At 68.1% G+C, this 24,086-nt stretch carries 27 protein-coding genes and 1 pseudogene; 15 read left to right on the top strand and 13 right to left on the bottom strand.

Features of this window, described 5'->3' with window-relative positions:
* Positions 1-3: 3 nt before the first annotated feature.
* Both ACFPIJ_RS29145 and ACFPIJ_RS29140 read right to left on the bottom strand, forming a co-directional pair.
* Positions 4-438 carry an NfeD family protein gene (locus ACFPIJ_RS29145; protein WP_380119456.1) on the bottom strand — a complete coding sequence of 145 codons (435 nt, stop codon included), beginning with the start codon at positions 436-438 and terminating at the stop codon, positions 4-6.
* Between the two features lie 894 nt (positions 439-1,332).
* Entirely contained in the window at positions 1,333-1,872 is a 540-nt protein-coding gene (locus ACFPIJ_RS29140; RefSeq protein ID WP_380119454.1) for a TetR/AcrR family transcriptional regulator, read from the bottom strand.
* Positions 1,873-2,047: 175 nt separating this feature from the next.
* Here ACFPIJ_RS29140 and ACFPIJ_RS29135 point away from each other — a divergent pair, with 175 nt between their 5' ends.
* The 4 genes from ACFPIJ_RS29135 to ACFPIJ_RS29120 all read left to right on the top strand — a co-directional run bounded on the left by ACFPIJ_RS29135 (position 2,048) and on the right by ACFPIJ_RS29120 (position 4,778).
* Positions 2,048-2,479 (top strand): hypothetical protein, encoded by a 432-nt coding sequence (locus ACFPIJ_RS29135; protein ID WP_380119452.1) that lies wholly within the window; start codon positions 2,048-2,050, stop codon positions 2,477-2,479.
* Between the two features lie 9 nt (positions 2,480-2,488).
* Positions 2,489-2,905, top strand: a complete 417-nt coding sequence (locus ACFPIJ_RS29130; protein ID WP_380119450.1) for a hypothetical protein — start codon at positions 2,489-2,491, stop codon at positions 2,903-2,905.
* Positions 2,906-2,926: 21 nt separating this feature from the next.
* Positions 2,927-3,394, top strand: a complete 468-nt coding sequence (locus tag ACFPIJ_RS29125; RefSeq protein ID WP_380119448.1) for a nuclear transport factor 2 family protein — start codon at positions 2,927-2,929, stop codon at positions 3,392-3,394.
* Positions 3,395-4,616: 1,222 nt separating this feature from the next.
* Positions 4,617-4,778, top strand: a complete 162-nt coding sequence (locus ACFPIJ_RS29120) for a hypothetical protein (RefSeq protein ID WP_380119446.1) — start codon at positions 4,617-4,619, stop codon at positions 4,776-4,778.
* On the opposite strand, the gene ACFPIJ_RS29115 is transcribed toward ACFPIJ_RS29120, so the two are convergent.
* Entirely contained in the window at positions 4,768-5,694 is a 927-nt protein-coding gene (locus tag ACFPIJ_RS29115) for an NADP-dependent oxidoreductase (protein WP_380119444.1), read from the bottom strand. The genes ACFPIJ_RS29120 and ACFPIJ_RS29115 overlap by 11 nt on opposite strands.
* Positions 5,695-5,696: 2 nt before the next feature.
* Positions 5,697-6,197 carry a luciferase domain-containing protein gene (locus tag ACFPIJ_RS29110; protein ID WP_380119442.1) on the bottom strand — a complete coding sequence of 167 codons (501 nt, stop codon included), beginning with the start codon at positions 6,195-6,197 and terminating at the stop codon, positions 5,697-5,699.
* An 87-nt stretch (positions 6,198-6,284) separates the two neighbouring features.
* Here ACFPIJ_RS29110 and ACFPIJ_RS29105 point away from each other — a divergent pair, with 87 nt between their 5' ends.
* Together ACFPIJ_RS29105 and ACFPIJ_RS29100 are read left to right on the top strand one after the other, a co-directional pair.
* Positions 6,285-6,674 (top strand): winged helix-turn-helix transcriptional regulator, encoded by a 390-nt coding sequence (locus tag ACFPIJ_RS29105; protein WP_380119440.1) that lies wholly within the window; start codon positions 6,285-6,287, stop codon positions 6,672-6,674.
* Positions 6,675-7,294: 620 nt separating this feature from the next.
* Positions 7,295-8,212, top strand: a complete 918-nt coding sequence (locus tag ACFPIJ_RS29100) for a hypothetical protein (RefSeq protein WP_380119438.1) — start codon at positions 7,295-7,297, stop codon at positions 8,210-8,212.
* Between the two features lie 29 nt (positions 8,213-8,241).
* On the opposite strand, the gene ACFPIJ_RS29095 is transcribed toward ACFPIJ_RS29100, so the two are convergent.
* Positions 8,242-9,165: an alpha/beta fold hydrolase gene (locus ACFPIJ_RS29095; protein ID WP_380119436.1), complete on the bottom strand. Its 924-nt coding sequence runs from the start codon at positions 9,163-9,165 to the stop codon at positions 8,242-8,244.
* Positions 9,166-9,281: 116 nt separating this feature from the next.
* On the opposite strand from ACFPIJ_RS29095, the gene ACFPIJ_RS29090 reads away from it, so the two are divergent.
* Positions 9,282-10,070 (top strand): IclR family transcriptional regulator, encoded by a 789-nt coding sequence (locus ACFPIJ_RS29090; protein WP_380119434.1) that lies wholly within the window; start codon positions 9,282-9,284, stop codon positions 10,068-10,070.
* A 478-nt stretch (positions 10,071-10,548) separates the two neighbouring features.
* Positions 10,549-11,397 (top strand): SDR family oxidoreductase, encoded by an 849-nt coding sequence (locus tag ACFPIJ_RS29085; RefSeq protein WP_380119432.1) that lies wholly within the window; start codon positions 10,549-10,551, stop codon positions 11,395-11,397.
* 431 nt (positions 11,398-11,828) lie between these two features.
* Here the strand turns inward: ACFPIJ_RS29085 and ACFPIJ_RS29080 are convergent, their stop codons facing one another.
* The 4 genes from ACFPIJ_RS29080 to ACFPIJ_RS29065 form a co-directional block, all read right to left on the bottom strand.
* Positions 11,829-12,209: a PPOX class F420-dependent oxidoreductase gene (locus ACFPIJ_RS29080; protein ID WP_380119430.1), complete on the bottom strand. Its 381-nt coding sequence runs from the start codon at positions 12,207-12,209 to the stop codon at positions 11,829-11,831.
* A 115-nt stretch (positions 12,210-12,324) separates the two neighbouring features.
* Entirely contained in the window at positions 12,325-12,807 is a 483-nt protein-coding gene (locus ACFPIJ_RS29075; protein WP_380119428.1) for a nuclear transport factor 2 family protein, read from the bottom strand.
* A 193-nt stretch (positions 12,808-13,000) separates the two neighbouring features.
* Positions 13,001-13,999 (bottom strand): amidohydrolase family protein, encoded by a 999-nt coding sequence (locus tag ACFPIJ_RS29070; RefSeq protein WP_380119426.1) that lies wholly within the window; start codon positions 13,997-13,999, stop codon positions 13,001-13,003.
* 25 nt (positions 14,000-14,024) lie between these two features.
* Positions 14,025-14,387: a hypothetical protein gene (locus tag ACFPIJ_RS29065; protein WP_380119424.1), complete on the bottom strand. Its 363-nt coding sequence runs from the start codon at positions 14,385-14,387 to the stop codon at positions 14,025-14,027.
* Positions 14,388-14,511: 124 nt separating this feature from the next.
* Between ACFPIJ_RS29065 and ACFPIJ_RS29060 the strand changes: the two genes are divergently transcribed.
* Both ACFPIJ_RS29060 and ACFPIJ_RS29055 read left to right on the top strand, forming a co-directional pair.
* Positions 14,512-14,664 (top strand): hypothetical protein, encoded by a 153-nt coding sequence (locus ACFPIJ_RS29060; protein WP_380119422.1) that lies wholly within the window; start codon positions 14,512-14,514, stop codon positions 14,662-14,664.
* A 231-nt stretch (positions 14,665-14,895) separates the two neighbouring features.
* Positions 14,896-16,116, top strand: a complete 1,221-nt coding sequence (locus ACFPIJ_RS29055) for an IclR family transcriptional regulator domain-containing protein (protein ID WP_465252340.1) — start codon at positions 14,896-14,898, stop codon at positions 16,114-16,116.
* Positions 16,117-16,959: 843 nt separating this feature from the next.
* Here the strand turns inward: ACFPIJ_RS29055 and ACFPIJ_RS29050 are convergent.
* Both ACFPIJ_RS29050 and ACFPIJ_RS29045 read right to left on the bottom strand, forming a co-directional pair.
* A complete protein-coding gene (locus ACFPIJ_RS29050) occupies positions 16,960-17,448 on the bottom strand; it encodes a cation:proton antiporter regulatory subunit (protein ID WP_465252339.1) in 489 nt (162 codons plus the stop codon).
* Between the two features lie 34 nt (positions 17,449-17,482).
* Positions 17,483-17,749: an STAS domain-containing protein gene (locus ACFPIJ_RS29045; protein WP_380119418.1), complete on the bottom strand. Its 267-nt coding sequence runs from the start codon at positions 17,747-17,749 to the stop codon at positions 17,483-17,485.
* A 754-nt stretch (positions 17,750-18,503) separates the two neighbouring features.
* Between ACFPIJ_RS29045 and ACFPIJ_RS29040 the strand changes: the two genes are divergently transcribed.
* Positions 18,504-18,854 (top strand): hypothetical protein, encoded by a 351-nt coding sequence (locus tag ACFPIJ_RS29040; protein WP_380119416.1) that lies wholly within the window; start codon positions 18,504-18,506, stop codon positions 18,852-18,854.
* Positions 18,855-19,094: 240 nt separating this feature from the next.
* Complete coding sequence (locus tag ACFPIJ_RS29035) at positions 19,095-19,691, top strand: hypothetical protein (RefSeq protein ID WP_380119414.1); 597 nt, start codon at positions 19,095-19,097, stop codon at positions 19,689-19,691.
* Positions 19,692-20,152: 461 nt separating this feature from the next.
* Here ACFPIJ_RS29035 and ACFPIJ_RS29030 read toward each other — a convergent pair whose 3' ends face one another.
* Both ACFPIJ_RS29030 and ACFPIJ_RS29025 read right to left on the bottom strand, forming a co-directional pair.
* Positions 20,153-20,494, bottom strand: coding sequence for a CPCC family cysteine-rich protein (locus tag ACFPIJ_RS29030; RefSeq protein ID WP_380119412.1), 342 nt, complete (start codon positions 20,492-20,494; stop codon positions 20,153-20,155).
* 262 nt (positions 20,495-20,756) lie between these two features.
* Positions 20,757-21,446, bottom strand: a complete 690-nt coding sequence (locus tag ACFPIJ_RS29025; protein WP_380119410.1) for a DUF998 domain-containing protein — start codon at positions 21,444-21,446, stop codon at positions 20,757-20,759.
* 310 nt (positions 21,447-21,756) lie between these two features.
* Between ACFPIJ_RS29025 and ACFPIJ_RS64590 the strand changes: the two are divergent.
* From ACFPIJ_RS64590 to ACFPIJ_RS29015, 3 genes and pseudogenes are all read left to right on the top strand, one after another.
* Positions 21,757-22,079, top strand: a pseudogene (locus ACFPIJ_RS64590) (IS110 family transposase); the annotation flags it as partial.
* Between the two features lie 177 nt (positions 22,080-22,256).
* Positions 22,257-23,225: a transposase gene (locus ACFPIJ_RS29020; protein ID WP_380119408.1), complete on the top strand. Its 969-nt coding sequence runs from the start codon at positions 22,257-22,259 to the stop codon at positions 23,223-23,225.
* A gap of 168 nt (positions 23,226-23,393) precedes the next feature.
* The gene (locus tag ACFPIJ_RS29015; protein WP_380119406.1) at positions 23,394-23,954 is read left to right on the top strand and encodes a transposase; all 561 of its coding nucleotides are present in this window, start codon (positions 23,394-23,396) and stop codon (positions 23,952-23,954) included.
* The last annotated feature ends 132 nt before the right edge of the window (positions 23,955-24,086 follow it).

Genomic DNA, 24,086 nt, shown 5'->3' with positions numbered 1-24,086 from the left:
GTTTCAGTCCTTCCATACCATCGCGGTCGCACCCCTGATCTCGATCACCCGGACCCGTTCGCCGTGCTCGAAGCGCTGCGTGACGTCGTACGAGCGGGCCCGCCATAGCTCACCCTCGATCTTGATCATGCCGTTGTCGTTGTCGACGTCTTCCAGTACCAACGCCATCGAACCCTCGATGGCGTGCACACCCATCGGCGTGTCGCGTTGGTCGGGGCGCATGTAGCGGCGCAGCATCGGTCGTACGGCAGCGAACGACAACGCGGTCACGGCCACGAAAACAATCGCCTGAACCGGTTCGTCGGCGCCCAGGGCGGCGGCCCCGGCGGCGGCGAGCGCACCGATCGCGAACATCAGCAGCACGAACGTGGTCGTGAAGATCTCCGCCGCGACGAGCGCGGCGCCGACGATCAACCAGACGATCAGCCAGACATCCACACCTCAACGGTGTCACGCCGATATACGTGGCGGCGCCTGCCGACCCGCGCCGCTCGCGAAATCCGCATCCTTCCCCCGACGAAATGCGTGCCGACCCCCACGACCAGGCCGATATCGCAGCGATCCGTGTCCGCCCACCGCACCATCGGGTTGCCTTCCCCGCGGGGCGCGGCGGTCGGCGTCGTGCCGGGCTGCGGCTGTAGGTCGCTGATGGTGCACACCGGTGCCGGTAGAGGGCCGTAATCAGCGTCGGCGGCGGCTGGTTGGTGCGCGGCCGGCAGGGTTGGCGGGCTCGAAGGCGGCGAGACCACGGACCGGGGTCGGCACTGTCCGTGGTGGTGTCCGCCCGGTGCGGTGAGGACGGCGACGGTGAGCACCGCCGTTGAGCGCGGGCCACCACGCCGGCGAACCGGTGCCACTGATACGCCGCACACTGATGCGCGCAGTTCGCCGGGCGCGCGGCGCCACCAGGCGTGCTGGCGTCTCGTTGGACGGGGTCGATGAGTGCGGCGACCTGGGATGCGGTGTACATGCTTGATGGTGCTCGTCAGCGCTTCGGAAACGACGTAGTGGGCGGCCACCTCACGCACTCGGGCAGCCGTTGCTGGGGGCGCGGGCACACGGCGGGGTTGGTCGTGAACGGGACCGGGCAGCGCCGGGCGAGCGGGTTGAGCGCGGGCCCGGGCCGCCCTGGGAGAGGATGGCTGTGACGATCCGAGCACGTGGCGTCTGCAGCTCGGCGCGGCACTCTGCGCTCGCGACGGCGGTGGCCACGAGTTCGGTGAGCTGCGCCAACCGCCCCTCGGTATCGGCCTGCCAACAATTCTTGCGCTGTCGTGGTCGCGGTCGTGGTCGCGGTCGCGAGTACGGGTCGGTGGGTGGCGGCGCCGCGTATCAGGGCGTGCCGCGGAAAGCGTTGACTCCGTTGCGCCATGTGGTGTCGACATCGGCGTGGGGTGGGAATCGATGGTTCAGCTCGAGGATGACCATCCCGTGCGCGAAGGCCCAGATGGCCCGCGCTCGTTCGAGATCGCCGCCTGTTGCGTTGACCAGCGGCATCGCGGCTGCCTCCTCGACGCCGGGAGTGATCAGGTCGCGGCGCAGGGGCCTTTCGGTCATCAGCCGGTACAGGTTCGGCTGGCGGCAGGCGAAGTCGCGGTACGCGGCGGTGAGGGAGGCGATCGGATCGTCGGACCGGTCGACGGCCCGGGTGAACAGTTCGGCTTGTTCCTCGAAGCCCACTGAGATCAGCGCGGCCTCCAGCGCCTGCTTGTCGCGGACGTGTTCGTAGATCGACGAGGCGCGGATCCCGAGGTGGGCGCCGAGGCGACGCATCGACAGCGCGTCAGGGCCTTCCCGCTCGAGAAGCTCGCGCGCGGTCTGCACAATCTCTCGGGCCCGCGGAGTGAGCTGACTCAGCGCTTGGGACGTCATCGGCCGTCCATGGTCCAAGGCCCAGATATTTCAGGGCCAACCAATTCGAGGTCAACAAATGGAGCACACATCCCACATCGCCCTTTCCGTGCCGCCCTAACGGTGTTAGGGTACCAGCCTAACACCGTTAGGGTCAGGATCTCGGGCAGTGATCCTGGCCGAGAAAGGAGTGCCGATGACCGTTCGTACCCCATCCGTAGCAGTCGGTGCCGTCGCCGACTCCGGGCGGGTCCGTGACCGCGTTGCGCAGGCACTGCTCGTCCTCACCGCATTGGGCGCCGTCGTCGCGGTGGTCAGCGCGGTCGGCGCCGTCGCGGACGCCGGACCGGCCACGCGCATGGTCGAGACGTGGCGCATGCTCGGCTTCGGCGTCTTCGCCGGCGTGTTCCTGCTGCTGGCCTACCGGCCCCGGCTCTACGCCGGGGTCTGGGAACTTTCCATACTCAACAAGCTCGGCCTGAGCCTCGCCGCGCTGTTCTTCGGAAGCGAGACCGCCGGCGCTCGCGCGGCCCTGATCGCCGACGGCGCGGTCACGCTCATGCTGCTGGCCGCATATGTCCTCGCCCGGGGCTGGACGGCATGGTCAGCCGCACGGACCATGGCGTGACGCAGGTTGATGGGCACCGACGTGAGCAATGAACACGGCCGGAGGCATCGAGGTCCTTCGACGCACGCAGCTATTGCCGCCCCGGACCCGCTGAGCGCGTCCGCACCGCGGTTCCTGGTCGAGATCATCGCCTGGATCGCCGCCCCCTGGGCACTCACGACCTATTCGATCTGGCTCGCCGTCCTTGCTGATGTCCTGCTCATCGGGCTGCCCACAGTCTTTGGCATGCCTGGAGCGAAGAAACAGCAGAATCCGGTCTCGATCCCCGCCCGGCCGGCGATCGCTCTCGAACTGCTCCAGCCGGTCGCCGCCTGCGCAGCCGCCGTCGCGGCCTGGCCAGCCGTCATGACGTCATTGGTCGTCGTCGCATCACTTGCGGCTTGCGTCCTTCAGCTGCGCCGATGGCGCTGGATGCTCGCCCAGTAGTCCGCACGCAATCTGAACAAGATGAACCATGACAAGGAGTACCACATGCAAGAACAGCTCGCGATCATCGAGACGGTAAATGCGATCTTCGATCTCGTCGACGCCAAGGACTGGGCGGCGGTGCGAGCACTCATCGCCGACGAGGTCGACGTCGACGTCACCAGCCTCGGGGGCGGCGAGCCCGCGCGCATCACCGGGGATCAGCTGGTGGCCGGCTGGGAGACCGGCCTGCACGCGCGGAAGCGCAGCTGGCACCTGGTGGGACACCACCGGCTGCGAGTCGCGGACGACGCGGCCACGGCCGCGGTGCTGCTGAAAGGCTACGCCTGGAACAGGCTGGACGAAGAACTCGGCAGCGGGATGTGGGAGGTCTGGGGCACATACCACCTGTCGTTCGAGCGCGCCGAAACCGGCTGGAAGATGAACCGCTTCCAGCTCGACGTCTCTGCCACGAACGGCGATGACGCAGTGCGCACCCACATCGCCTGACCGCGTCACAGACGTGGAGCGAGACGAAGTGGAGCACGCATGACGGACTTGGATGTCGCCTACTGCCTGGCGAAGATCAGTCAAGCCCGAGCGGACTGAAAGTCGCACGTGGTCGCGGGTTCCGGCACGTCCAAGGCGTCTCCGGCGCAGTTCTGGGCGGCGAGAGCGAGTGACCTTCGGCGAATTCGAGCCGGGCGCCCGTGCGTCTTTGTCCAGCGATCGCAACGGCGTGCGCAGCTGCCACCTCTCGCGGTTCGAACCCATGCCCAGCGCCGGCACGTGCATCCACAACATCGAGGCGTTCTCCGGAGTCGATGTAGGTGGCGACGCTGGGGTCCGCACAGCCGGTCGCTCACGCCAGGTGCGCCCAGGGTCGTCGGACGCCGCCAGCGTCGCGGACAGTCGCAGCGTTCGCTTCACTGCCCACACGGGTGAGCCCGGGTGGGCAGTGATGATCTGTCCGTCCCGCCATATCGTGGCCAGGTCCGGGCCCAGATGGCCGGCGCTGCGCTGGCCGACAATATGGCCGCCGTCGCTGACGTCGGACGCGAAGGTGGTCGAGCTCGAACCCAGTGCCGAGGTTTGGTCACCACCCCGCCCCGGAATGCGACCGCGTGCGGCGGCTCGGTCGCTGACACGTTGGAGCTCTGCGGGTCCGGAAGTCCTGGCCCACGCTTGAGCCCCTCATCGCCGAAGCGCACTCCCGGACCGAGTGGTTCGACCTGTTGACATCCACCGTTGATGGATCAGGCGCCGAGTACCAGCGGGCTGCAGTTGAACAGCTCGCCGGACCCGTGTTCGTGATGTCGGTCCCACCCGCATCGTCGACCTCGAAGTCCTCGATGTGCGTTGAATTCACCTACAGCAACGACCGGTTCACCATCCTGGCGGCAGAAGGGCTCGTGGCGGCATTCCAGGTCTTCCTTGCCGACATCGCGGCACGGCCCGCTGCGGCACCTCGCGCCGACCGTCGTCGTGGTCCATCACCTGGTCCTCATCAAAAGCACGGTGAAGGTGCACGTGGATGTGATAAGTGACGCGGGCCGCGAAGTCGACGAAGTCGATATCGATGGCTCCGAGCCAGAGCCTGTCGCCGCGTGCGGTACCGGAAAGACCGCCACCGCCGCCCACGTGGCGCTGCGGGTCTGCCCGCAGGCAGGGACGGTCGTGGTGGCCTGCCCGACCGTCGGCCTGGCCTGGCCTGCCCTGCAATGCGGATGCGGTGGTTGCGCGGGGTCTGTGCCTGTACACGCCGGCCGGGTATGAGGACTACTTCCGGCAGGTGCACGCGGCGGTGGCCGGCGGCGCCGAGGTCACGGACGAGTTGCTCGCCGAGTTCCGCGGCCGCCACCAGACCACGTCGCATCCGGCCGTCAGACGGTGATAGCGAGTTTGCCGACCGTGCCGCTGGTGAAGTCGGCGATGGCCCGGGCCGCGTCGGCGAGTTGGTACGCCCTGCCGACCGGAACGCGGAGCTGTCCGGTGACCACGGCGTCGGCAAGCCGGGCGAGCGTGGCCGGGCTCGGGTCGGCCATCACGGCGGTGGCCTTGATGTCCCGCTCGGCCAAGTCGCCGGGGGCGTAGTGCAGCGTTGAGGCCAGCCGGCCGCCCGGGACGAGGAGCCCGGCCACGGTCGCGCCGTCGCCGGCCAGGTGCAGGGCGGCATGCACGCCGCCGGGGGCATGAGCGCGCACCTGCGACACAAGGTCAGTGTGGTCCACGATGTGCGTGGCGCCGAGGCCGGTGACGAAGGCGGATTCCGGACCGGGTCTGGCGGTCGCGATGACCGTGGCGCCGTGGGCCGCGGCGAGCTGAATCGCATAGGCACCGACGCCGCCGGTGGCACCCGAGATCAGGACGGTCTCCCCCTCGGTGAGGCCGACGGCTTCGACCGCGTTGAGCGCCGCGGTGCCAGCCAGACCGAGGGCTGCGGCTCGGCGTACGTCGAGCCCGTCGGGTACCGGGGCGATGCCGTACCCGGCGGGGACTGCGACGTATTCGGCGAAGCCGCCCTGGCCGAGGGTGGGCCGCATGACAACGCCGAACACGGTGTCCCCGACGGCCCGGTCGGTAACGCCCGGGCCGATCGCGGTGAGCATGCCGGCGAAGTCCTTTCCAAGGACAACGGGAAACTCGTACTCGTAGACCCCTTGCAGGTGGCCGCCGAGCACGCCGAGGTCGAATCCGTTGACCGACGAGGCCTGCACCCGGATCAGGACCTCGCCGGGCCCGGGTTCGGGAGCCGGCAGGTCGGTGAGGGTCGGGGCGGCGCCGAAGCCGGCGAACGCTACTGCGCGCATGTTCAGTGCTCCTTCGTCGTGGTGTCGGAAGTGGCTTGCTGCCAGGACGCGTGCAGGGCGGCAGCGACGACGTCGAGTTCAGCCGGGTCGCGGGGCGCGTAAAGCATGACGATGGTGTCCGGCCACTCGGGACGGCGGCTGATTGGATGTGCCTCGAGCCAGCCCGCCTCGGCCAGCGGCGCGATGAGCGGTCGGGGCAGGGTGAGATGCAGGAAGCCGGCGCGGTGGATGTGGCCGAACTCGTCGCGGCTCGGAAGCAGGAACGCCTCCCACAGACCACCGGGCCGGTGCAGTCGCAGCGCGAGCGAGGATGGTTCGGACACCTGGCTCGGGCCGGTGAACACACCAGGCAATGCCTTGGCCCACCGGACCAGTTCGGCCCGGATCGCCGGTGGCGAGAACTGGTCGAGTTGGTCGTGGGGAATCTCCCGGCCGGTGGTGGTCGGCCGCGAGCCGGAACGTACCGGTGGCGCGGTCAGGTCGAGCGTCGTGTCAAGATCCATTAGATCACGCACTTTCTGTGTGCTGGTTACTTCTTGTGCGTGCCACCGAGTGTGATCGACAATGCCTCCATGGCGGAAGAAGGCACTTTGACCCGCGTACCGAACACCGATGTGCGCGAGCCGGTCAACGCGGCGACCGACACCTGCCAGCTGCGTGACGTGCTGGACCGGGTCGGCGACAAATGGAGCGTGCTGGTCATGGCGCTACTCGCCGACGGACCCCGCCGCTATTCCGAGCTGCAACGGGCCGTCGACGGCATCTCCCAACGGATGCTCACCTTGACCCTGCGCAGCCTGGAACGCGACGGCCTGATCACGCGTTCGGTGACGCCCACCTCGCCGCCCCGGGTCGACTACGCGTTGACCCCGGTCGGCGAAACCCTCGCCGTCGAGGTCAGCTCGCTGATGCGATGGGCCGAACAGCACCGCGCATACGTGGCCAACGCCCGACTCTGGTACGACGCGTCCAACTCCTGACCACCAGCTCCCCGGCGACGCCAAAGATCTGCCGAGAACGGTGCGTCGGTAGTTACGCGCCTCACCAGCGAGATGCCCGAATCGGCGTATCCGTGTCGGCCGTAGAACCGCACGGCGCCGGCGCTCCGGTGATGCATGCCCGCGGACAGATAGGCGATCCCCTGTTTCCGCCGCCTGGGTTCGTGGAACACTGCGGAGGATGCCACGTCGCTGGTCCTTCTGGAGACCTGGCGGCGTTTCGCCGACGACGATGGTGAGGGGCAGATCCGCGGCCATGCCCGCACCCTGGCCACCTACCGGCTGCTGTCCTATGGCACCGTGCCGGCCGGTAGCGTCCTGGGCGGCTGGCTCGGCGGTGTGCTCGGTCTACGATCAGCACTCCTCGTCGTGACCGCCGCACTGCCACTGCTGCTTTCACCGATCCGCTCCCTACGCAACCTCGCCGAAGGACCACATCTGTGACCACCGTCCGCGCCGCCCGCCCGGACGAGCTCCCCGGCCTCGTTGAGCACCTGGACGACCCGGACCGCAACGCCGCCACCGGCACCTACCTGGCCGACCTACTGGCCAAGGCCTGCACCCGACCCGACTGGTGCCTCGTCGCCGAGCAGGACGGCACGTTGACCGGCAGCGCCGTGCTGTGGACCCTGCCCGGCAACGACACCCCCTCCGACCTCGTCCTGATCGAGGCCCCGTGGGACGACCCGGACCTGGCGACCGGACAAGCCCTGCTCGAACGGGCGCTCGCCACAGCCAAGACGCTCGGCGCCGACGAACTCGGCCACGTCATCGACTCGCCGGCCCAGCCGCCGCAGGTCGAACGCCACCCCGAGCGGCGCATCGAACTGCTGCGCCGGGCCGGCTTCACCCAGGCCCGCGACGGCCGGCGGTTCCAATGGCTCACCGGCGCCGACGTGCCCGCCGAGGACCCGTGGCTACGCTTCCGGTCCCTGGCCGACCTGGGACCCGAACCGCTCATAGACCTGCTCGCCACGCTGCTGACCGGCACCGCCGACGCCCGCCTCGCCGCCGACGTGCAGCACCACGGCGCTCGCAAGGCCGCCGAACTGCTCTTGGAGGAGACCGCAGAGTTGCACCACGAACCACACTGGTGGGAAATCGGCTACGATCCCGATGGCAGCCCGGCCGCCGATCGACTTTCCTCCGCTGTTCACCGCAGCCCTGGCCTGGCTGACCCGCATCACCATCAATCGGGCCGCGGGACGTATACCGCGGAACCAATCTCGCTGACCTGTACGTGTTGCTATCCGGCCGGTGGCGTCACGTCCTTTGCCGGTACCAGCCAGATGCAGTCAGCTGGTTTGGCGGGCTCGTCCGATTCGGCTGTCGACGCATTTGGTTGTCGGATTGCCAGTGCCCATCTGCGGCGCCGCCAGAACCAGCCCGATGCCGTGAAAGCCTTGTTCGGTGGCGAAACGAGTGTTGATCACCGGCATCACCGATCGTGTCCCCGTCCCGGGTCTCCTCCTCGACCCAGCCGGCCGTCCCCGCCCGCATCGGCGGCATCAACGCCGTGATCGCCCGCAGCAGCCCCGGCTGGTTCCCGTCAGGCCGACAGCAGTTCGGGGGTGCGCAGGTTGGCGGCGCAGCGCAGGGCGTAGCCGAGCACCAGGTGGAAGTATTCGTCTCCCGCCGGGCTGTCGGCAAGTCCATGGGCGGAGCCGGCGAACACGCCCGCGTCGACGTAGGGCGCGTGCGCACGCAGCGCGGTGGCGAACTCGTCGATCAGCTCGGGGGCGACCTGCCAGAAGGTGTCGTACTGGGCGAGCCGGTAGTGCACCGGCACAGTGATGCTGGTGGCGATCTCCTTCCAGTTGCGTGCCCAGCCGCCGATGATCTCCATCATCTCGGCGCGAATGACCGGCGCGAACACGCCGGGCAGGGCGCTGGGGTCGAAGGCGTAGGTCGGGATCGTCCACAGCGGCGGTGCGTCCAGCAGCGGCTGCAGCGCCGCGATGTTTACGGATTCGGTCACCGGCGTGCCGTGCCAGGCGTCGAGCGCCTTCTGTGGCGGTTTCTGGGCGACGTCCGCGGTCGCGACGCCCAGCAGCGGCCACGTGGGTGCGCTCTGCTCGCTCCACTGGGAGGCCAGATGCAGCACGACGGCACCGCCGACGGAGCTGCCGTACACGACGACGCCGGGAGTGTTCCGCCCGTACCGTTCCCAGGCTTCGCCGATGGCGTCGATCAGGCGGCTCGCGTTCGCCGCCAGGAGGCCGTCGTCGGAGTCGGCGGGGAACCCGAGGGTGCTGCTGCCGCCGTAGCCGGGCCGGTTCAGTGCGATCGCGGGGAAACCGCATCGCGCGGCGGTCCCGATGAACGAGTGGCCGGGGATGTCCATGCTCAGCGCGTTGGCCCCGCCGCCGTGGACGAGGACCAGCATGGGTGTCTCCGCCGTCTCGTCGGGGACGGCGATCCGTCCGCTGATGGCGCCGTCGAGCAAGGTGACCTCGTCGCGTTTGAAACTCATCGTCGTTCCTCTCGGTCGTCCCGCGCCGGGCGGCGGGGGAAGTGCCACGTCCACCACGCTAGGCAGTGTTTCATTCGATGGCACGTAGAATGCCATTGAATGGCATACTGTTGTCCATGAGTGACGTGGGAACGGGTGCGGGGCGACGTGGACGCAAGCCGGAGCGGGGCGAGCCGGTGCTCGACCGGGCTTTTACCCTGCTCGGCACCTTCGATGGCGAGCACCGCGTCCAGACCCTCACGGAGCTGGCCGAGCGGTCCGGGATTCCGCGGTCGACGGTGCTGCGGCTGCTTCGCCAGCTCGTGGCAAACGGCGCCGTGGAGCAAATGAGGGACGGCGGGTACGTCGTCGGCCTGCGCCTGTTGGAGATCGCGTCGCTCGCACCGCGAGGGCATGGCCTTCGGCAGATCGCCATGCCCTACTTGGAGGACCTGTTCCACGTGACCCGCCAGCACGTGCTGCTGGCCGTGCCGGACGGGGAGGACGCGCTCCTGGTGGAGCGGCTGTCCGCCCGGCATGCCGGTGAGGTGCTGTACCGCGTCGGCGGGCGGCTCCCGCTGGTCAGTACCGGTGTCGGGCAGGTGTTCCTGGCCGCGATGGAGCCGGCGAGACGCCGCGCCCATCTCGAAGCGGTCGATGACGGAGAGCCGGTCGGGGAGTGGGAGCGCCTGCTCGCCGATGTGCGCCGGAACGGCTTCGCGACGACCGTACTCAGTGAGCCGTGGCCGCGGTTGAGCGTCGCCGCGCCCGTCCTCGGCCGCGGGGGTCGGGTCGTGGCGGCGGTATCAGTCGTCGTTCCGGATGAGGACGTAAGCGCGCGGCAGTTCGTCCCGGTCGTGCGGGCGACGGCGCTTGGCATCTCCCGCGAGCTGCGCAGCAGCACGCTGTTCCGCGGGGCGGAGTAGCCGCCCACCTTGCACTGCATCGACCCGTCGGTTACGGACGAGCGCGACCCTTTGCCTGATCACCGCCAAGCGGCGTGGTCCGCGTACCCGGCGACCGCGTTCGACGCCGGAACGCTGGACAGAGTCGGTCTCCTGCTCGCCGGCGTGCCCTTCTGGCCAGAACCGACGTCTACTTTTTCATTCAACGTTCTCGCCCAGTTCAAGCACCGCGAGAACGTACCATCAGCTCGAGCTGTTCGGCCGGGCCAGCCTGAGCAGTGTCGATGCTCTGAGCTGCCGGCTCCCTGCTTCGCGCTGCCCGACCACCGCGCGATCGCGCCGTGCTTGCGCTCCGGTCGACGACGGCCGGGTCGCCAACATCGCCGCGACCCGCAACATCGTCCACGTCTGCAAAGAAAAAGCAGCAACGTCTGACGAAGATCATCGCTCTCGGGAAAGTCAGATCGTCAATATTCACGCGCACAGAGATCGGATCGCAATGCCCCACGCCTCCCCTCCCGACGACTACCTTCCCCACGAGGACCTGCACGGAAAACGTGTCCTGATCACCGGCGGCACCCGGGGGCTGGGCGCCGCGACGGCCGCTCGTCTCCGCCAGTCGGGCGCGACCGTCCTGGTGACGGCCCGTACGGTCCCACCGGCCGAGGCGGCGCACCCGTTCTTCGTCTCAGCCGACCTGTCCACCGCCTCCGGCATTGAGACCGTGGCGCGTCACGTACGTGACCATCTCGGCGGTCTGGACATCCTCATCCACAACGTCGGCGGAACCTTGGCCACCGGCGGCTTCGCCGACCTCGATGACCAGCAGTGGGCCACGAGCCTAGACACTGTCCTGATGGCCGCTGTTCGTCTCGACCGCACCTTCGTGCCCGACATGCTCGCGGCAGGCTACGGCGTCGTGCTGCACATCACCACCATCCAACGTCGGATGCCACTGACGAACGTACGGCTGGATATGTTGGCTGGCGGCTTGCCGCAGAACAGCATCACACTGTCTGCCGCGAAGGCCGCTCTCACCGCCTACAGCAAGGGACTCGCCGCCGAGGTCGCCCCCGGCGGAGTCCGCGTTAACACGATCGCCCCTGGCTTCATCCGAACACCTGCCACCGAGGAACTGGCCGACCATCTCGCTCGTGCTACAGGAACCGACCAGGCCACCGTACTGCAGCAGATCGCCGACGCGCTGTACCCCGCAGGGATGCCCCTCGGCCGACCGGTGACCACCGCAGAGGTGGCCGAACTCATCGCCTTCCTCTGCTCGGACCGTGCACCCTCCATCATCGGCGCCGAGCACGTCATCGACGGCGGCACCCTCCCCACAATCTAGGCAGACGGTTTACGAACCAGGTTTCTCGGCCGAGGTCACGGGCCTGCATCGAGTCATGGATCTCCACGACGCCAGCACCACAGCGCAGTACCTGATCCGCGACCGCGACTGCAGGTACACCACCGCCTTCGACGCGGTCTTCGTAGACACTGGCATCGCTATCGTGAAGACCAGCATCCGCATACCGCGCAGGCCCGCGATCATGGAACGCTGGGTGCGCTCATGCCGAGCCGAACTCCTCGACCGGACCCTGATCGTGAACCAAGCCCACCTACTGCACGCGCTCCGCGAGTACGAAACCTCGGCACGCACAGGTCCGCACCCGGCGCCGGGGCCGGTCGGGACAGCCGTCCCCCGCGACGTCCCGGCCGGCAGAACTCACGGCAACTGTCCGTGCTCGGAATCAAATGACGTCCCCGTCGTGGCTGGGGTCAGAATGACACGGCGATCCCGATCGCGGGACGCTTTCGACGTCGAAGGACCTGGAGGAGCCAGACGGTCAGCCGTACCGCGAGGTACTTGCGGGCCAGCAGCAGGCGGACGTCGTCGGTTCCTGCGGGGTCCAGGAGCCGCGCCGTGCCCTCGGCGCTCGGTGCGCCCTCTGCGATTCGGCCACGCGCGCTGCACACCGTGACGACGACACGAGCGTTGTTGCGGATCCTCTTGACCTTCCAGGAGTCCGGGTTTGTCGAGAGGAACAGCTCACCGCCGTCCACGGCGTGCCAGACCGGCGTGGCGACGCTCGTGCCGTTCTTGCGGTACGTGGTGAGGCTGACGTAGCGGCTGCGGCTCAGTTCATCAAGGACGGTCACAGGGTGTCGATTCCTTCCTGCGGGGGGCGATCGGCGGTGCCGGGCGACGATGTTCCGCGCTCCGGCCCCGGGCGGCTCGTCGTGCGCTGCCGCCCGGGTGTGTCGCGGCAGCCGTTCAGGACGGCCATTCCTCTTCGACGAGGGTGCGCGTGGTGTGGGAGCTGCGGATCTTCCACTCGCCGTCGATCTTGACGTACTCCTGGGTGATGTGCCCCCAGCCCTTGAAGTTGCCCACCCCCGGGGACTTTATGTAGTCGTGGATGGCCCACACGGCCCTGGACGTCGTCGGGCTGGTGAGCGTGACCTCGGGCAGGGCTATCTGGTGCACGGCCACGACGCCGTCCAGGAGGTTCTCCATGGCGTCGACGAACGCGTCCCGCCCCTCGACGGCGATGACGGGCGAGGCATCTGCCGAGGCACGCGGCCCGGCGTCGGCGCGGTAGGTGAAGTCCTCGGTGAACAGTTTGCGGAAGGACGCCCAGTCGGCGGTCTCTCCGAATCGTGCGTAACGCGCCATGATCCCCTTGATGGTCTCGATCTCGAGAAGCTCCTGGATGTCTGCCGGAGTCTTCTGGATGTCTGCTGGCGTGCTGTTCATGGTGTCTCCTTGGTGGATGCGGGCTGGGCCGGACCACGGGGTGGTCCGGGTTGCGGGTGGTGCCTGCGGCGGTTGTCGGACGGCTTTCGTCCGGTCGTCCGCCGGCCGGCGGGGGGACGCTAGATGGTGGGCAGAGCGCCGCCGTCGACCAGGACACGCTTGCCTCGAAGGTCCTCGTCAGGGAGGGGCGGGTTCATCGGCCCCTGCACTGGGCGGGCAGTTTCCGGGCGAACTGCGGCATCAGGCGTTCGGCGTTGCGGGTGGTCAGGGTGCGCCACGTGTCCGGCGACGGCTGTTCGGCCGTCTGGAGGGAGACGATCTGCGAGCCCACACCCGCCCCCGGGGTCCAGCAGTAGTCACTGCCGTACAGGATGCGGTCGGTGCCGAAGCTCCCGGCCAGGGTGGGGATCTGGTGCGGGAAGGGGGTGCCGGCCATGTCGAACCACGAGCGGCTGATCTGTTCCTGGACGCTGGGGTAGGTGTCGTCGGCAGGGTCGGTGCCAGAGAAGACGGTACGGAAGAGTTCCATGCGGTCGGCGAGCAGGGGGAGCGCGCCGCCGCCGTGGGTGAAGACCCATTGGATGGCGGGGTGGCGGCTGAAGACGCCCGCGAAAACCAGGTCGCTGACGGTACGTGCGGAGTCGAAGATGAACTCCAGCATGGGCCGGGGTCGTGCCAGGTCCACGGCCTCGGCGCACGGGGGTGAGGTGGGGTGGACGAAGACGACCGCCTGGCGGCGGTCGAGTTCGCTCCACAGCGGTTCGTACCGCGGGTCGCCCAGGTACACGCCGTGGGTGTTGGTCATGACGGCCACTCCGTCACTTCCCAGAACGTCCAGGCAGTAGGCGAGTTCGTTCAGGGACCCCGCCACGTCGGGCAGGGGCAGGCAGGCGAAGTGGCCGAACCGTCCGGGATAGCGCCGTCTGACCCCGGCGCCGTATTCGTTGACCTCCCGGCTGAGCAGGCGGGCGGCTTCGTGGTCACCGAAGTGTGCGCCGGGCGAGGAGAGCGACAGCACGGCTGTGCGGATGCCGTGGCGGTCCATCAGCCGGAGGTGTTCGGCGGCGTCCCAGCGGGGCCAGGTCTTCATGCCGTCGGGATGGTGGTGACCCGCTGACCGGGCGGCCTCGATGTAGCGGTCGGTGACGAAGTGGGCGTGGATGTCGATGAGATTCTCGGCGGACGTGGTCATGCGACTGCTCCGTTTCGGATGCCGTTCAACGGCCGAGGAGTTGGGGGGTGCTCACGGCGGCGGCGCAGCTCTCGGTGAAGCCGAGGACCTGCAGGCAGTACTCGTGGCCGGCGATGCTGTCGGCGATGCCGTGCGTGGAACCGGGGAAGAGGGCGGCATCGACGTAGGGCGAACGGGTGCGCAGCGCGTCGGCGAACTCGTCGACGAGGTCCGGGCGGGCGGTCCACAGCGTGTCGAACTCGACCAGGCGGTAGTCGAACGACCTCGCTGTGGCGCCGCCGCCGTGCACGAATACCACCACGGGCTTGTCCGTCACCTCATCGGGCAGAGTGGCGATGCCGGTCGTCTTGCCGCCGAGCAGCGTGACGTCGCTGGACAGATCGTTCATGGATCACTCCTGAGTGGGGTTCGGGTGTCAGCCGGGCACTGCCCGTAGGTACGGAGCGATCGTAGGAACAGGTGCCATATATTGGCATCATGAATGCCATTGAATGGAATAGCAGGGTCCAGACATGACTCAAGCGACCTCGCCCGGCGAACCGGCCCCACCGCGAGGCCGCAGGCCTGCGCAGATTGACGCGGTCATCAACCGGGCCTTCGCGCTCCTGGGCGCCTTCGACCCCGCGCACCGGGTCCTGTCCCTGGCCGACCTGACGCACCTCTGACCGGAATACCGCGCAGCATCACGCTGCACCTGGCCAGGAAACTGGTCGAGACGGCGCGCTGGAACGCCGGGAGGACGGCCGGTACACCATCGGCCTGCGGCTCCTGGAGATCGCCGCGCTGGCGCCGTGCGGGCCACGGCCTGCGGGCCGCCGCCATGCCGTTCATGGAGGACCTCTTCACATCACCGCCAGCACGTCCTTCTGGCCATACGCGACGGCGACGAGGCGCTGCTGGTCGAGCGGCTGTCCGCCCACGACGCCGATCCGGTGCTGTACCACGTCGGCGGGCGTATGCCCCTGCACTCCACGGGTGTCGGGCTGTCCTGCTCGCCGGCGCACCGCCCTCCGTGCAGAAGCGGATCCTGGGCAACCTCCCCTCCGATCCGGCCGGCCAGGACGCGCCAGACGCCGCAGAAACTGCGCCGGGTCCTGGCCGACGTGCGCCATAGCGGATTCGCTACCGTGACGCTGACCGTCCCGTGGCCGCGGACCTCGGTGGCCGCGCCTCCCCTGGGTTTTGGCGGCAAGGTCTACGCCGCCCTGTCCGTCGTCATGCCGCGCGCAGCCGTCGACCACAAAGACGATGAACGGCGGTCATCGCGGGACCTGTTCTGCACTGCTGCGGCACCGGGAGACGCGACCGCACGGGTCGAGATCGAGGGGCTGTTGAGCGCGCCGACTTCCCGACCGTTGTGTCATTCCTGCGCCCTCCCGCCAGCGGATCTCGTGTGTTCGCACCTGTTGCATCCGCAGGTGACCAGCGTGACTGATGCTGGCGGGATCAAGTCGCGGGACGTGGTCAGCGCGCTCTGCGACCGAGGGCAGAAAGAAGTCGAGGAGCCGGAGGGCTGCACCGCCGGTGGCCACTCCTGCTGGCAACGCCGTGTCGAGGTTAAGCCGGTGCGGCCGGCCCGACTGCCGCCGCTGAGCGTTCCCGAGGCGTTCGACGTCACCGATCTCGCATGGCGACTTGCATTCGGGCAGCGCGAGCGCTTTCGCGGCAAACCAGGGTCAATGAAGAACACGGCCTCGTTGGCGGTGGACTGCGCGGATCTGGAGGAGTTCGAGTCACGGATGAGCGCGCTCGCGGACGTCATCGATCAAATCTGGCCCGGCGACGCCCTTCTGCCGGCCGACATCGATGTAGAGAAGGCGAGCAGGAGCCTCGATCGGCTGACTGAGGTGCTGCGGCATCGGCTGCCTGCGAGCCAACAGGCTCGCGTCGAGGAGGCGGTGTCGGCCTTGCGCAGAATTCGGCAGGTCCGCAACGCCCTCCAGCATAGTCGCACGCGAGGGGGCCTGCTGGCTGCGCTACGCAACCTTGGCGTCCATGATGCTTCACCGAGCTGGGACGACACGTGGAACATCGTCCGGGCGCAGACGGTCGATGCGCTGAAAATCCTACGGGAGGAGCTAGTGCAGTTCAGCGAGACTTCTGAGATTTCCACCTGAGGCGTTGGCGCTGGGCGGGGTTGCCCGGGCAGTGGCCGGGCCGAGACGATGGCCCGCGGCATCACCGATCCGGGCTGGCACGCGGGGCGCCGGCAGAGATCGCTGACTGTGCCGGAATGCCTCGCGCCTCGTACGCTCCCTCGGTCGCGACGCGAGGCCCGGGCCCGAGGCCATCGCCGCCCACGTCGCGGCCACCAAACCCGCCGTACGCCGGCGCTCACCGAGCAGATGAGTCACCGGCTGCCGCCGCCACCGTGGAAGCCAAAACAACCCGGCGCTACCGCGCAACCGGCCAACCCACGCGATGACGCTACGTGAACCCCGACTGCACCTGGCCGCGTCGCGTCGATCGTCCCCGACGCTGCACGAGCTGGCCCAGCCGGGATCTGGGTAGCCTGGCGCGGTGACTGGCGGGATCGACGGGGACACCTATTGAAGGTCGCGTAGGTCGAAGTCAAAGTGTCCGAAGCACGGAATCTGGACCCGTCCCACCAGCCACGACCTCCCGACCTTCCTATACCCGACCGGCCCGGCGCTCACCGGCGGATTGCGATCCGACCCACCGTTCTGAAGCGCCCGCCGCAGCCTGCTGCAGGGTGGGCCCCAATCTCACGGACAATGATCAAGGAACAGTGGCCCACCCGGGCCCCGAACTCACGCACGTCTGGGCCCGTTCTCACCGACGAAGCCATGCGTGGCTGCACCGGCACCGCACAGCCGACCTGCTGCTTCCGCCGTGAGGCACACACACGCTGCACGCGGCGCAGCTGCGTCCGATTGACGCCGTCAGGATCGGCGGGTTCGGTGTGGTCACGGACATGACCGTCGCGTTTGCGGTTCGTGCTATCGCGCAGGTGTCCGGACCCCGCCGGCCCCGAGGAGGTCCGCCACTTCGGTGACGGCCGCAGGATCGCCGGCGAGGATGAGGGTGTCGCCACGGTGGAGGACGACTGCCGGATCGGGGGCCGGCACCACCCGGTCGTCGCCGATGACCGCGACCAGGCAGACACTCGGATCGCATCGCGCACAGACGTCTCGCAGCGGCCGGTCGTGGTAGGGCGAGTCGGCCGCGATGCGGATGCAGGTGACCGTGATGCCGGCGGGCAGTGCCCGCGGCTCGACGAGGTGCTCGACGGTGGCGGTGGCGGCCAGCAGGTCGCCGATGTGGCGCGCCTCGTCGGTCCCGAGGACCACGGCGTGCGCGGCGGGCTCAGGGTCGTCGGGGTGGTACACGACCAGATCGCGGCGGCCGGTGCGGTGACAGACCACGCCGAGGCGCTGCCGGCCGGCGGTGACGAGCGTGTGGCAGACACCAACGCCCGGCAACGGGATGCGTTCGACAATTACGGCCTACGCTCCATCGGCATCAAGCCGGCGAGGGGTGACGCACGACAAGGCTGATGCCGATGTCCTGGCAGATCCGACCGGCGACGACAAGGGTGCCAACCCCGACGTCGTTGACCGACGTAACCGCTTGCAGGTCAACAACGATCAGCCGTGGCATGGGACGGCGGGCGACGGCGGCAGAGATCGCGGCGCGTAGCACCCGAGCGCTGTCATAGTCGATCACCCCGCGCAGCACGAGGACGGTGGATCGGTTCGTCGGATACCGCGCGGTGATGGAGAACGTCACCCATGCCTCCCGATGACCCGTGGGTGATGCCTTGGCGGCGATGCAACGGCGGCCGCCGGGTCACCCGGCCCCGCCTCCCTGTCCACGATGCCCGCGACGGCACACACCCCCCATCGGGGGCAGCACCCAATTTCCCTGATTCGGCGGTGTGTGAACCCCCCTGAGCGGCCGAAAGCCACGTGCGCGAGCCGTGCCCGTGCCCGGACATCGACAATCGCAGCTGGGGTCCTTATGGTTCCACTGCCATACCGGTCACGCGGCGGCACCGCGCCGTTTCAGGTGCCCGGCATTTGGTTGTGCCGCCTGGGTTCCCGACCGCGATCAGCCGTCCGCGGCTACTGCTAACCCTCACGAGGTAGTCCGCGCGCTACGCCCGCCGCACCATCGGGACTGCCACGGAGATGCCGATTTCGGATACAATCGACTTACCCAGAAATGTCGTATACAACCGATGCGTGTTTCTCCCGGGGCGCACGTTCAGCGTCGGGGCGTCGACGATCTGGTCCACGGGCTGGTCGGGGTACGGCGCGTTCCTGCCGTTGGAGGACTACGACGGTGACACCAACCCCGACATCATGGCGGTCGTCGGCCGACATGTACTTCCACCGCAACACCTCCACCGACGGTGTCGTGTCTGCGGCGGCGCGAGTGTTCTCCAGTAGCGTCTGGGGTCGGTCAACCTCCTCGTCGCCCGCGACTTCGACACTGACGGCAAGGTCGACGTCATCGGCCGTGAAGGTGACGTGCTGCGTGCGTGGTTGAACGTCGGAAGCCGGGGGAGCCGGTCTACGCGCCGTACTTCACCAACGCCACCAGCGACTCGTGCTGGCGGTCGCAGAACGCCACCGTGGTGTTCGATGGACACTCCGGTGAACTGGTCCTGGATGATGCGACCGGCATGTGGCGGTTGGCCAGCGATGACGGTTCGAAGTTCGAACTGCTGACCGGTGCGACCAAACGGCGACCAGTTCGCCGAGCACTGGAAGCTCACAACGACCGATGGCACCAAGTACTACTTCGGACTGAACCGCATTCCTGGGTGGGTGTCGGGGAACCCGGAGACGAACTCGGCGTTGCGGATCCCGGTGTTCGCCAACCGGGGTGACGAGCCGTGCTTCCAGGTTGGCGGGTTCGCGTCGTCGTGGTGTCACCGGACGTGGCGGTGGAACCTCGACTATGTCGAGGACCCGCACGGCAACACGATGTCGTACTGGTACACGAAAGAGGGCAACGCCACCGGTCTGTTCGGCAACCCGAACGCGACCGCGGCGTACGACGGGGTGTCGTGCTGGACCACATGGATTATGGCACGCGGAAGAATGGGTCGCTGTCGACGCCAGCGCCGATGCGGATGGGTTTCTCGACCGGTGACCGCTGCCTGGCGTCGTGCTGGTCCGGTGCGAACCCGGTGGCGGCGAACTGGCCGGATACCCCGCGGGACCTCAAGTGCGCCAGACCGCCGTGCAACACGAACGTCGCGCCGTCGTTCTGGACGGCGAAGCGGCTGACGGGTGTCACGACGAAGGTGTGGGACGGTAGCGCCTACCGCGACGTGGACGACTGGGCGTTCACGCACCAGTACCCGCCGACGAACGACGGTACGAGCCCGTCGCTGTGGCTGGCCAGCATCACCCACACCGGCAAGGTCGGCGGCAGCAAGGCGTTACCGACGATCACGTTCGGCGGCACCGCTTACGCCAACCGGATGGACTACAACGTCTCTGCGGGTGTGCCGCAGACGAACAAGTACCGGGTGACCAGGCTCAGCAACGGCACCGGCGGTGAGATCCGGGTCACGTATCTGTCGACGAACTGTCCCGCGCGCGGCAATCGTCCGCGCGGGTGGGGTCGAGCGGGAACACGTCTACCTGCAGACAACCTCGGGCAGGACCATCGACCTGGAAGCGTTGGTGGCAGGGGATTCACGGCGAGACCAGGGTAGGTGGCGTTGGCGGAAGACGGTGCGTCAGTCGGAACGGCTGATGGAGGCGATCCGTCGGCATCCCGGCTCGCCACCGGCATGGAGGTTGTGTCGAAACGGAGGGTCGTCCATTGGTCGATGCTCGCGATCGCCGGACTCTGGTTCGTGGTTGGTGCGGTACTTGTGTTCGCGGAATAACCCCCGGCCTGTCGTGGGTGCAGCGGACCTGGACGTGAGTGTGCAGCCGGGCTGCTCGCGAGCTTGGAGGAGAAAGGGAAGTATCGAGACCGGGCGGGGCGATCTGGCTGTCTCATTGTCACGGTCCCGTGGTGGCGCATCATCGCCGTCCACGACGCCTGGTAACCCGGCCGGCAGCTGGAACAGCCGCCCGGTCGTCGGTCGGCATGGACGTCGGCAGACCGCGGAGCGCTGCAGCAGACCACCGCCGCAAGTGTCGTTCGTGACGGCAGCGCTGCCCGGTCCTAGGGTCGTTCGTCGGCGCGGGGCGCGCGGACCAGGTCCTTGTAGCGGGGCGTACTGGCCCCGTAGATGCTGAAGTTGAGCCGAGCATCGGCGAGGCTCAGGTCGCCGTTGCGGCTGCCGGCACCCACATCGTCGTGCACGTCGCTGCGGCCGTCATCGGTCCAATAGCAGATCGGGCAGGTGGTGCAGCCTGTTCGGAAACCACAACAAGCGCACCGGGGCAAGGTTGGCTGACCCACGCCGGCAAGCCTTCCACATGCCCGGCAGCGCCGGGAATAGCACGAGGCCGTTCGGTGGCTGTCCGGTCCATTCCTGCGCGCGAGCACCCCCGCTGCGGTCATCAGCCGGTCCTCTCGCCGGCTGAACTCAACCCCGGCGTCGACCGGCTCGACGTCCTCGCCACACACCACGACCGCGCCAGGCGGTTGCTGGGCTGGGGGCGTACGCCCCCAGCCCAGCGGCGACGGTCGGTAGCAGCGATGAGGCCGGGCAATGCCCCCTGCGCAAGTGGCGAGTCCGCGCCGCGTGTCCCAGGGTTCTGACCTGGGCGGGTTCTCGCCCGAGATCCTTGCGCCGCGCGTGACTGGCCGGACTCCGGTCGCCTCAGCCCCCTGCAGGCGCGGTCCGGTGCGTCAGATGGGTACGGCGAAGTACCGCCGCGCCGAGCACGCCGGTCCATACCGTCAGGGTGTCGAATGCGAGGCGTTCCATTCCGCCGACGCCCAGACCAAGGTGGACACCGGCCAAGAACAGCACACACGCGGCTGTCGCTGTCGTTCCGCAGACCAGACTCAAGATTCGCGGCCAGCCGGTCTTGTCGGTCGCGAATCCGAGCAGCAGCATTCCCACCGCTCCCGGCACTTGAAGCAACGCACCTGCGGCATGCAGGGGTAGATTGGTGTCCGCTGGCGCTAGTCCAACCATGACACCGCCGATGCCGGCCGCCGCGACAAGGCCAAGCCCGGTGGTGACGACCCTGCCTCCCGGCCACCACCGCCGAGCCAGTATCGCTCCCGCAGCCGTCAGCGCCCCCACCGCGATGAACGCCGTGTTCATCACCGCATGCCGAGGAGAACACACATACGCTTCGGTACCGTCTGGTCGTACGAACGGCCCGCACGAGGCGTTACCCAGGTCACTGATCGTGTTGGAAACGAAGCTGTAGCCGGGATCAACCCACGCCGCCGCGACGAACGGCTGAACCGCCAAGTAGCCGATGGTCAGCAGCCAACACGTGCCTCCAGCCGCCAACACCATCGCGCTACGCGAGTTCGCCCACGCCCCGATCGTCATAGCGCCACATGGTACGAGCCGTGGCCCGCGCTCGCGCCGCGGTACGCCGCCGGGTACATATCGCGCGAGTTCCCGCAGAGGCGTTGCTGGGAGAGCCGCAAGTTCTGGACGCACTACCGGGTAGGCCAATACTTGCGCGCTGGCGTTGCGGGCTCACCGCATGCCGACGGGCAGGGCCGGGTGCACACCCGGCGCTGGTGGTCCACGGTCCACATCGTGGCGGTCGAGGACGTTCATGCGGCTGCGTGCGGTCGTCGTTGCTGACGCGGCGATGCACGCGCCAAATACCGATACGACATCGCCGGCACCGTCGGCGAAGGCCCGCAAGAACTACGCCGGGACCAGCCCGATCACCCGCGCCTCCGGCAAGAAGAAGATCGTCGCCGCCCCGGTTCGTGCACAACGACCGGTTCATCGACGCCCTGATGACGCAGGCGTTTACATCGCTGCGCAACTCTCCGGGCGCCAGGGCCTACTACGACCAGCAACGCGCCCGCGGCGCCAACTACAACGCCGCACTGCGCCAAACTCGCCAACCGACTCGTCGGCATCCTCCACGGATGCCTCAAAACCGGCAAGCCCTACGACGAGACGACAGCCTGGTCGCATCACCTCACTGAGGGCGCTGCTTGACATTCAAGCTCCTGGGTGTCCGCGGCCGGTGAATACTGGCTCTGGCGCGAAGTTCGGATGCTGTTGGTGATCTTGGTTGGTTGATCAGTTTGCAGCGCGTCGTTGCCAGGCTCGGAGGTGCCCCGATGTTGGGATAGCAGGATGTCGATGGGTCATAGTTCGGGTTCTGGTGTTCCGGTGGAGACGGCTCGGGTGGCGTGGGCGGCGAGCCCGAAGGGCACGCCGGCGATGTTGATACGGGATCGGCTGCAGGACCTGTTCACCGACGACGACTTCGTCGGCTGGTTTCCGGTGGACGGCCGTCGTGGTGTGGCGCCAGCCCGGTTGGCGCTGGTGTCGGTCTTGCAGTATGCGGAGAACCTGACTGATCGGCAGGCGGTGCGGGCGGTGGCGTGTCGTATCGACTGGAAGTACGCGTTGGGAATGGAGCTGACCGAGCCCGGGTTCGATCATTCGGTGCTCAGCGAGTTCCGGGACCGGCTGGCCGAGGGTGACCGGGCTGATCGGCTGCTGGCGGTGATGGTTGATCGGCTCGCGGAGGCGGGTTTGGTGCGGGCGCGGGGACGGCAGCGGGCGGACTCCACGCATGTGCTGGCGGCGGTTCGTCGGCTGAGTCGGGTGGAGTTGGTCGCGGAGACGATGCGCGCCGCGCTGGAGGCCTTGGCGAAGGTGGATGAGGTGTGGCTGGCCGGTGTCATGCCGGCGGGTTGGGCCGAGCGTTACGGCCGGTCGGCGCGGCACGAGCGGCAGCCGACCGGTGCGGCTGCGGTGCGGCAGTATGTGGAGCTGGTCGGTGCTGATGGTGTTGCCTTGCTCCAGGCCGTCTACGGCCCGACAGGGCCGGCGGTCGGGTCGGGTGCGGCTGCTGTCGAGGTGCTGCGCCAGGTCTGGGTGCAGCAGTGCTGGTTTGACGAGTCCGGGCAGCTGCGATGGCGGGAGGCGAAGCTGTCCCGAGCTCGCAAGAGCCGGGAGGGCACGACGCGGTGGCGGTTCGGCAGCACGCCGCCCGACGATGATCCGGAGCCTGTCGAGTGCCGTGGTCGGGCGTGGAGGTCGTGTCCCGCACGATCCGCAGGCCCGGTTCAGTTACAAGCCGGGCAAGGTCGAACGGGTCGGATACAAGGATCATCAGACGGAGACCTGTGACGAGGAACGGCCGAACGTCATCGTGCATGTCGTGACAACTCCGGCTCCGGAACAGGACATCAGCGTCGTTGCTGCGATCCATGCCGCGCTGGCCGGTCGGCGCATGGCACCGGCGGAGCACTTCCTGGACAGCGGCTACGTCACGCCCGAAAGGTGCACCGGGCGTCGATGGCTCATGGGATAACGATTGTCGGGCCGGTTCGTCAGGATCCGCGTGCTGTTGAACGGCCCGGCTTCGCCAAGGAGGACTTCCATGTTGACTGGCAGACCGAGACCGTCACGTGTCCACAAGGGATGGTCAGTCCGCCGTGGAAACCGGCGGTCGCGGACGGCAAGCCGCGACTGTCGGTGTTGTTCCGGCGGGCGGACTGCCGCGCCTGCACGGTCCGGCAGCAGTGCACGGGAAACGTTGATGGCAAAGGCCGGCACCTGCTGTTGCTGCCGGAACCGCTGCAGGAGATCCAGAACCGGAACCGAGCACAGCAGCTGACTCCCGAGTGGAAACGCCGCTACGCACTCCGCGCCGGATGCGAGGCCACTGTCTCAGAAACCGTCCATGCACACGGTTTGCGCCACTGCCGATACCGCGGACTCGCGAAGACTCACGTCCAACACGTCCTCACCGCCGCCGGCACCAGCATCATCCGACTCGCCCAACACCGGCCGGACCCGCGTCGACGACCACGGAGCCGTCTTCAACAACTCTTCCGCGCCATGACCGACGACTAACCCCAAGATCACCAACAGCATCCAAACTTCGTGCCAGAGCCAACACCAGATGTCCGTTGACAAAAGGATGGTGAGTCCGTCTGCCGTACTGGGGTGCACCACGGATGGGTGCACCCCAGGTCTCCGGACACC

Source organism: Dactylosporangium cerinum (assembly GCF_042653625.1).
Taxonomy (GTDB): Bacteria; Actinomycetota; Actinomycetes; order Mycobacteriales; family Micromonosporaceae; genus Dactylosporangium; species Dactylosporangium cerinum.
The sequence above is the reverse complement of the archived record's forward strand: the minus strand, read 5'-3'. Positions and strand labels throughout refer to the sequence as shown.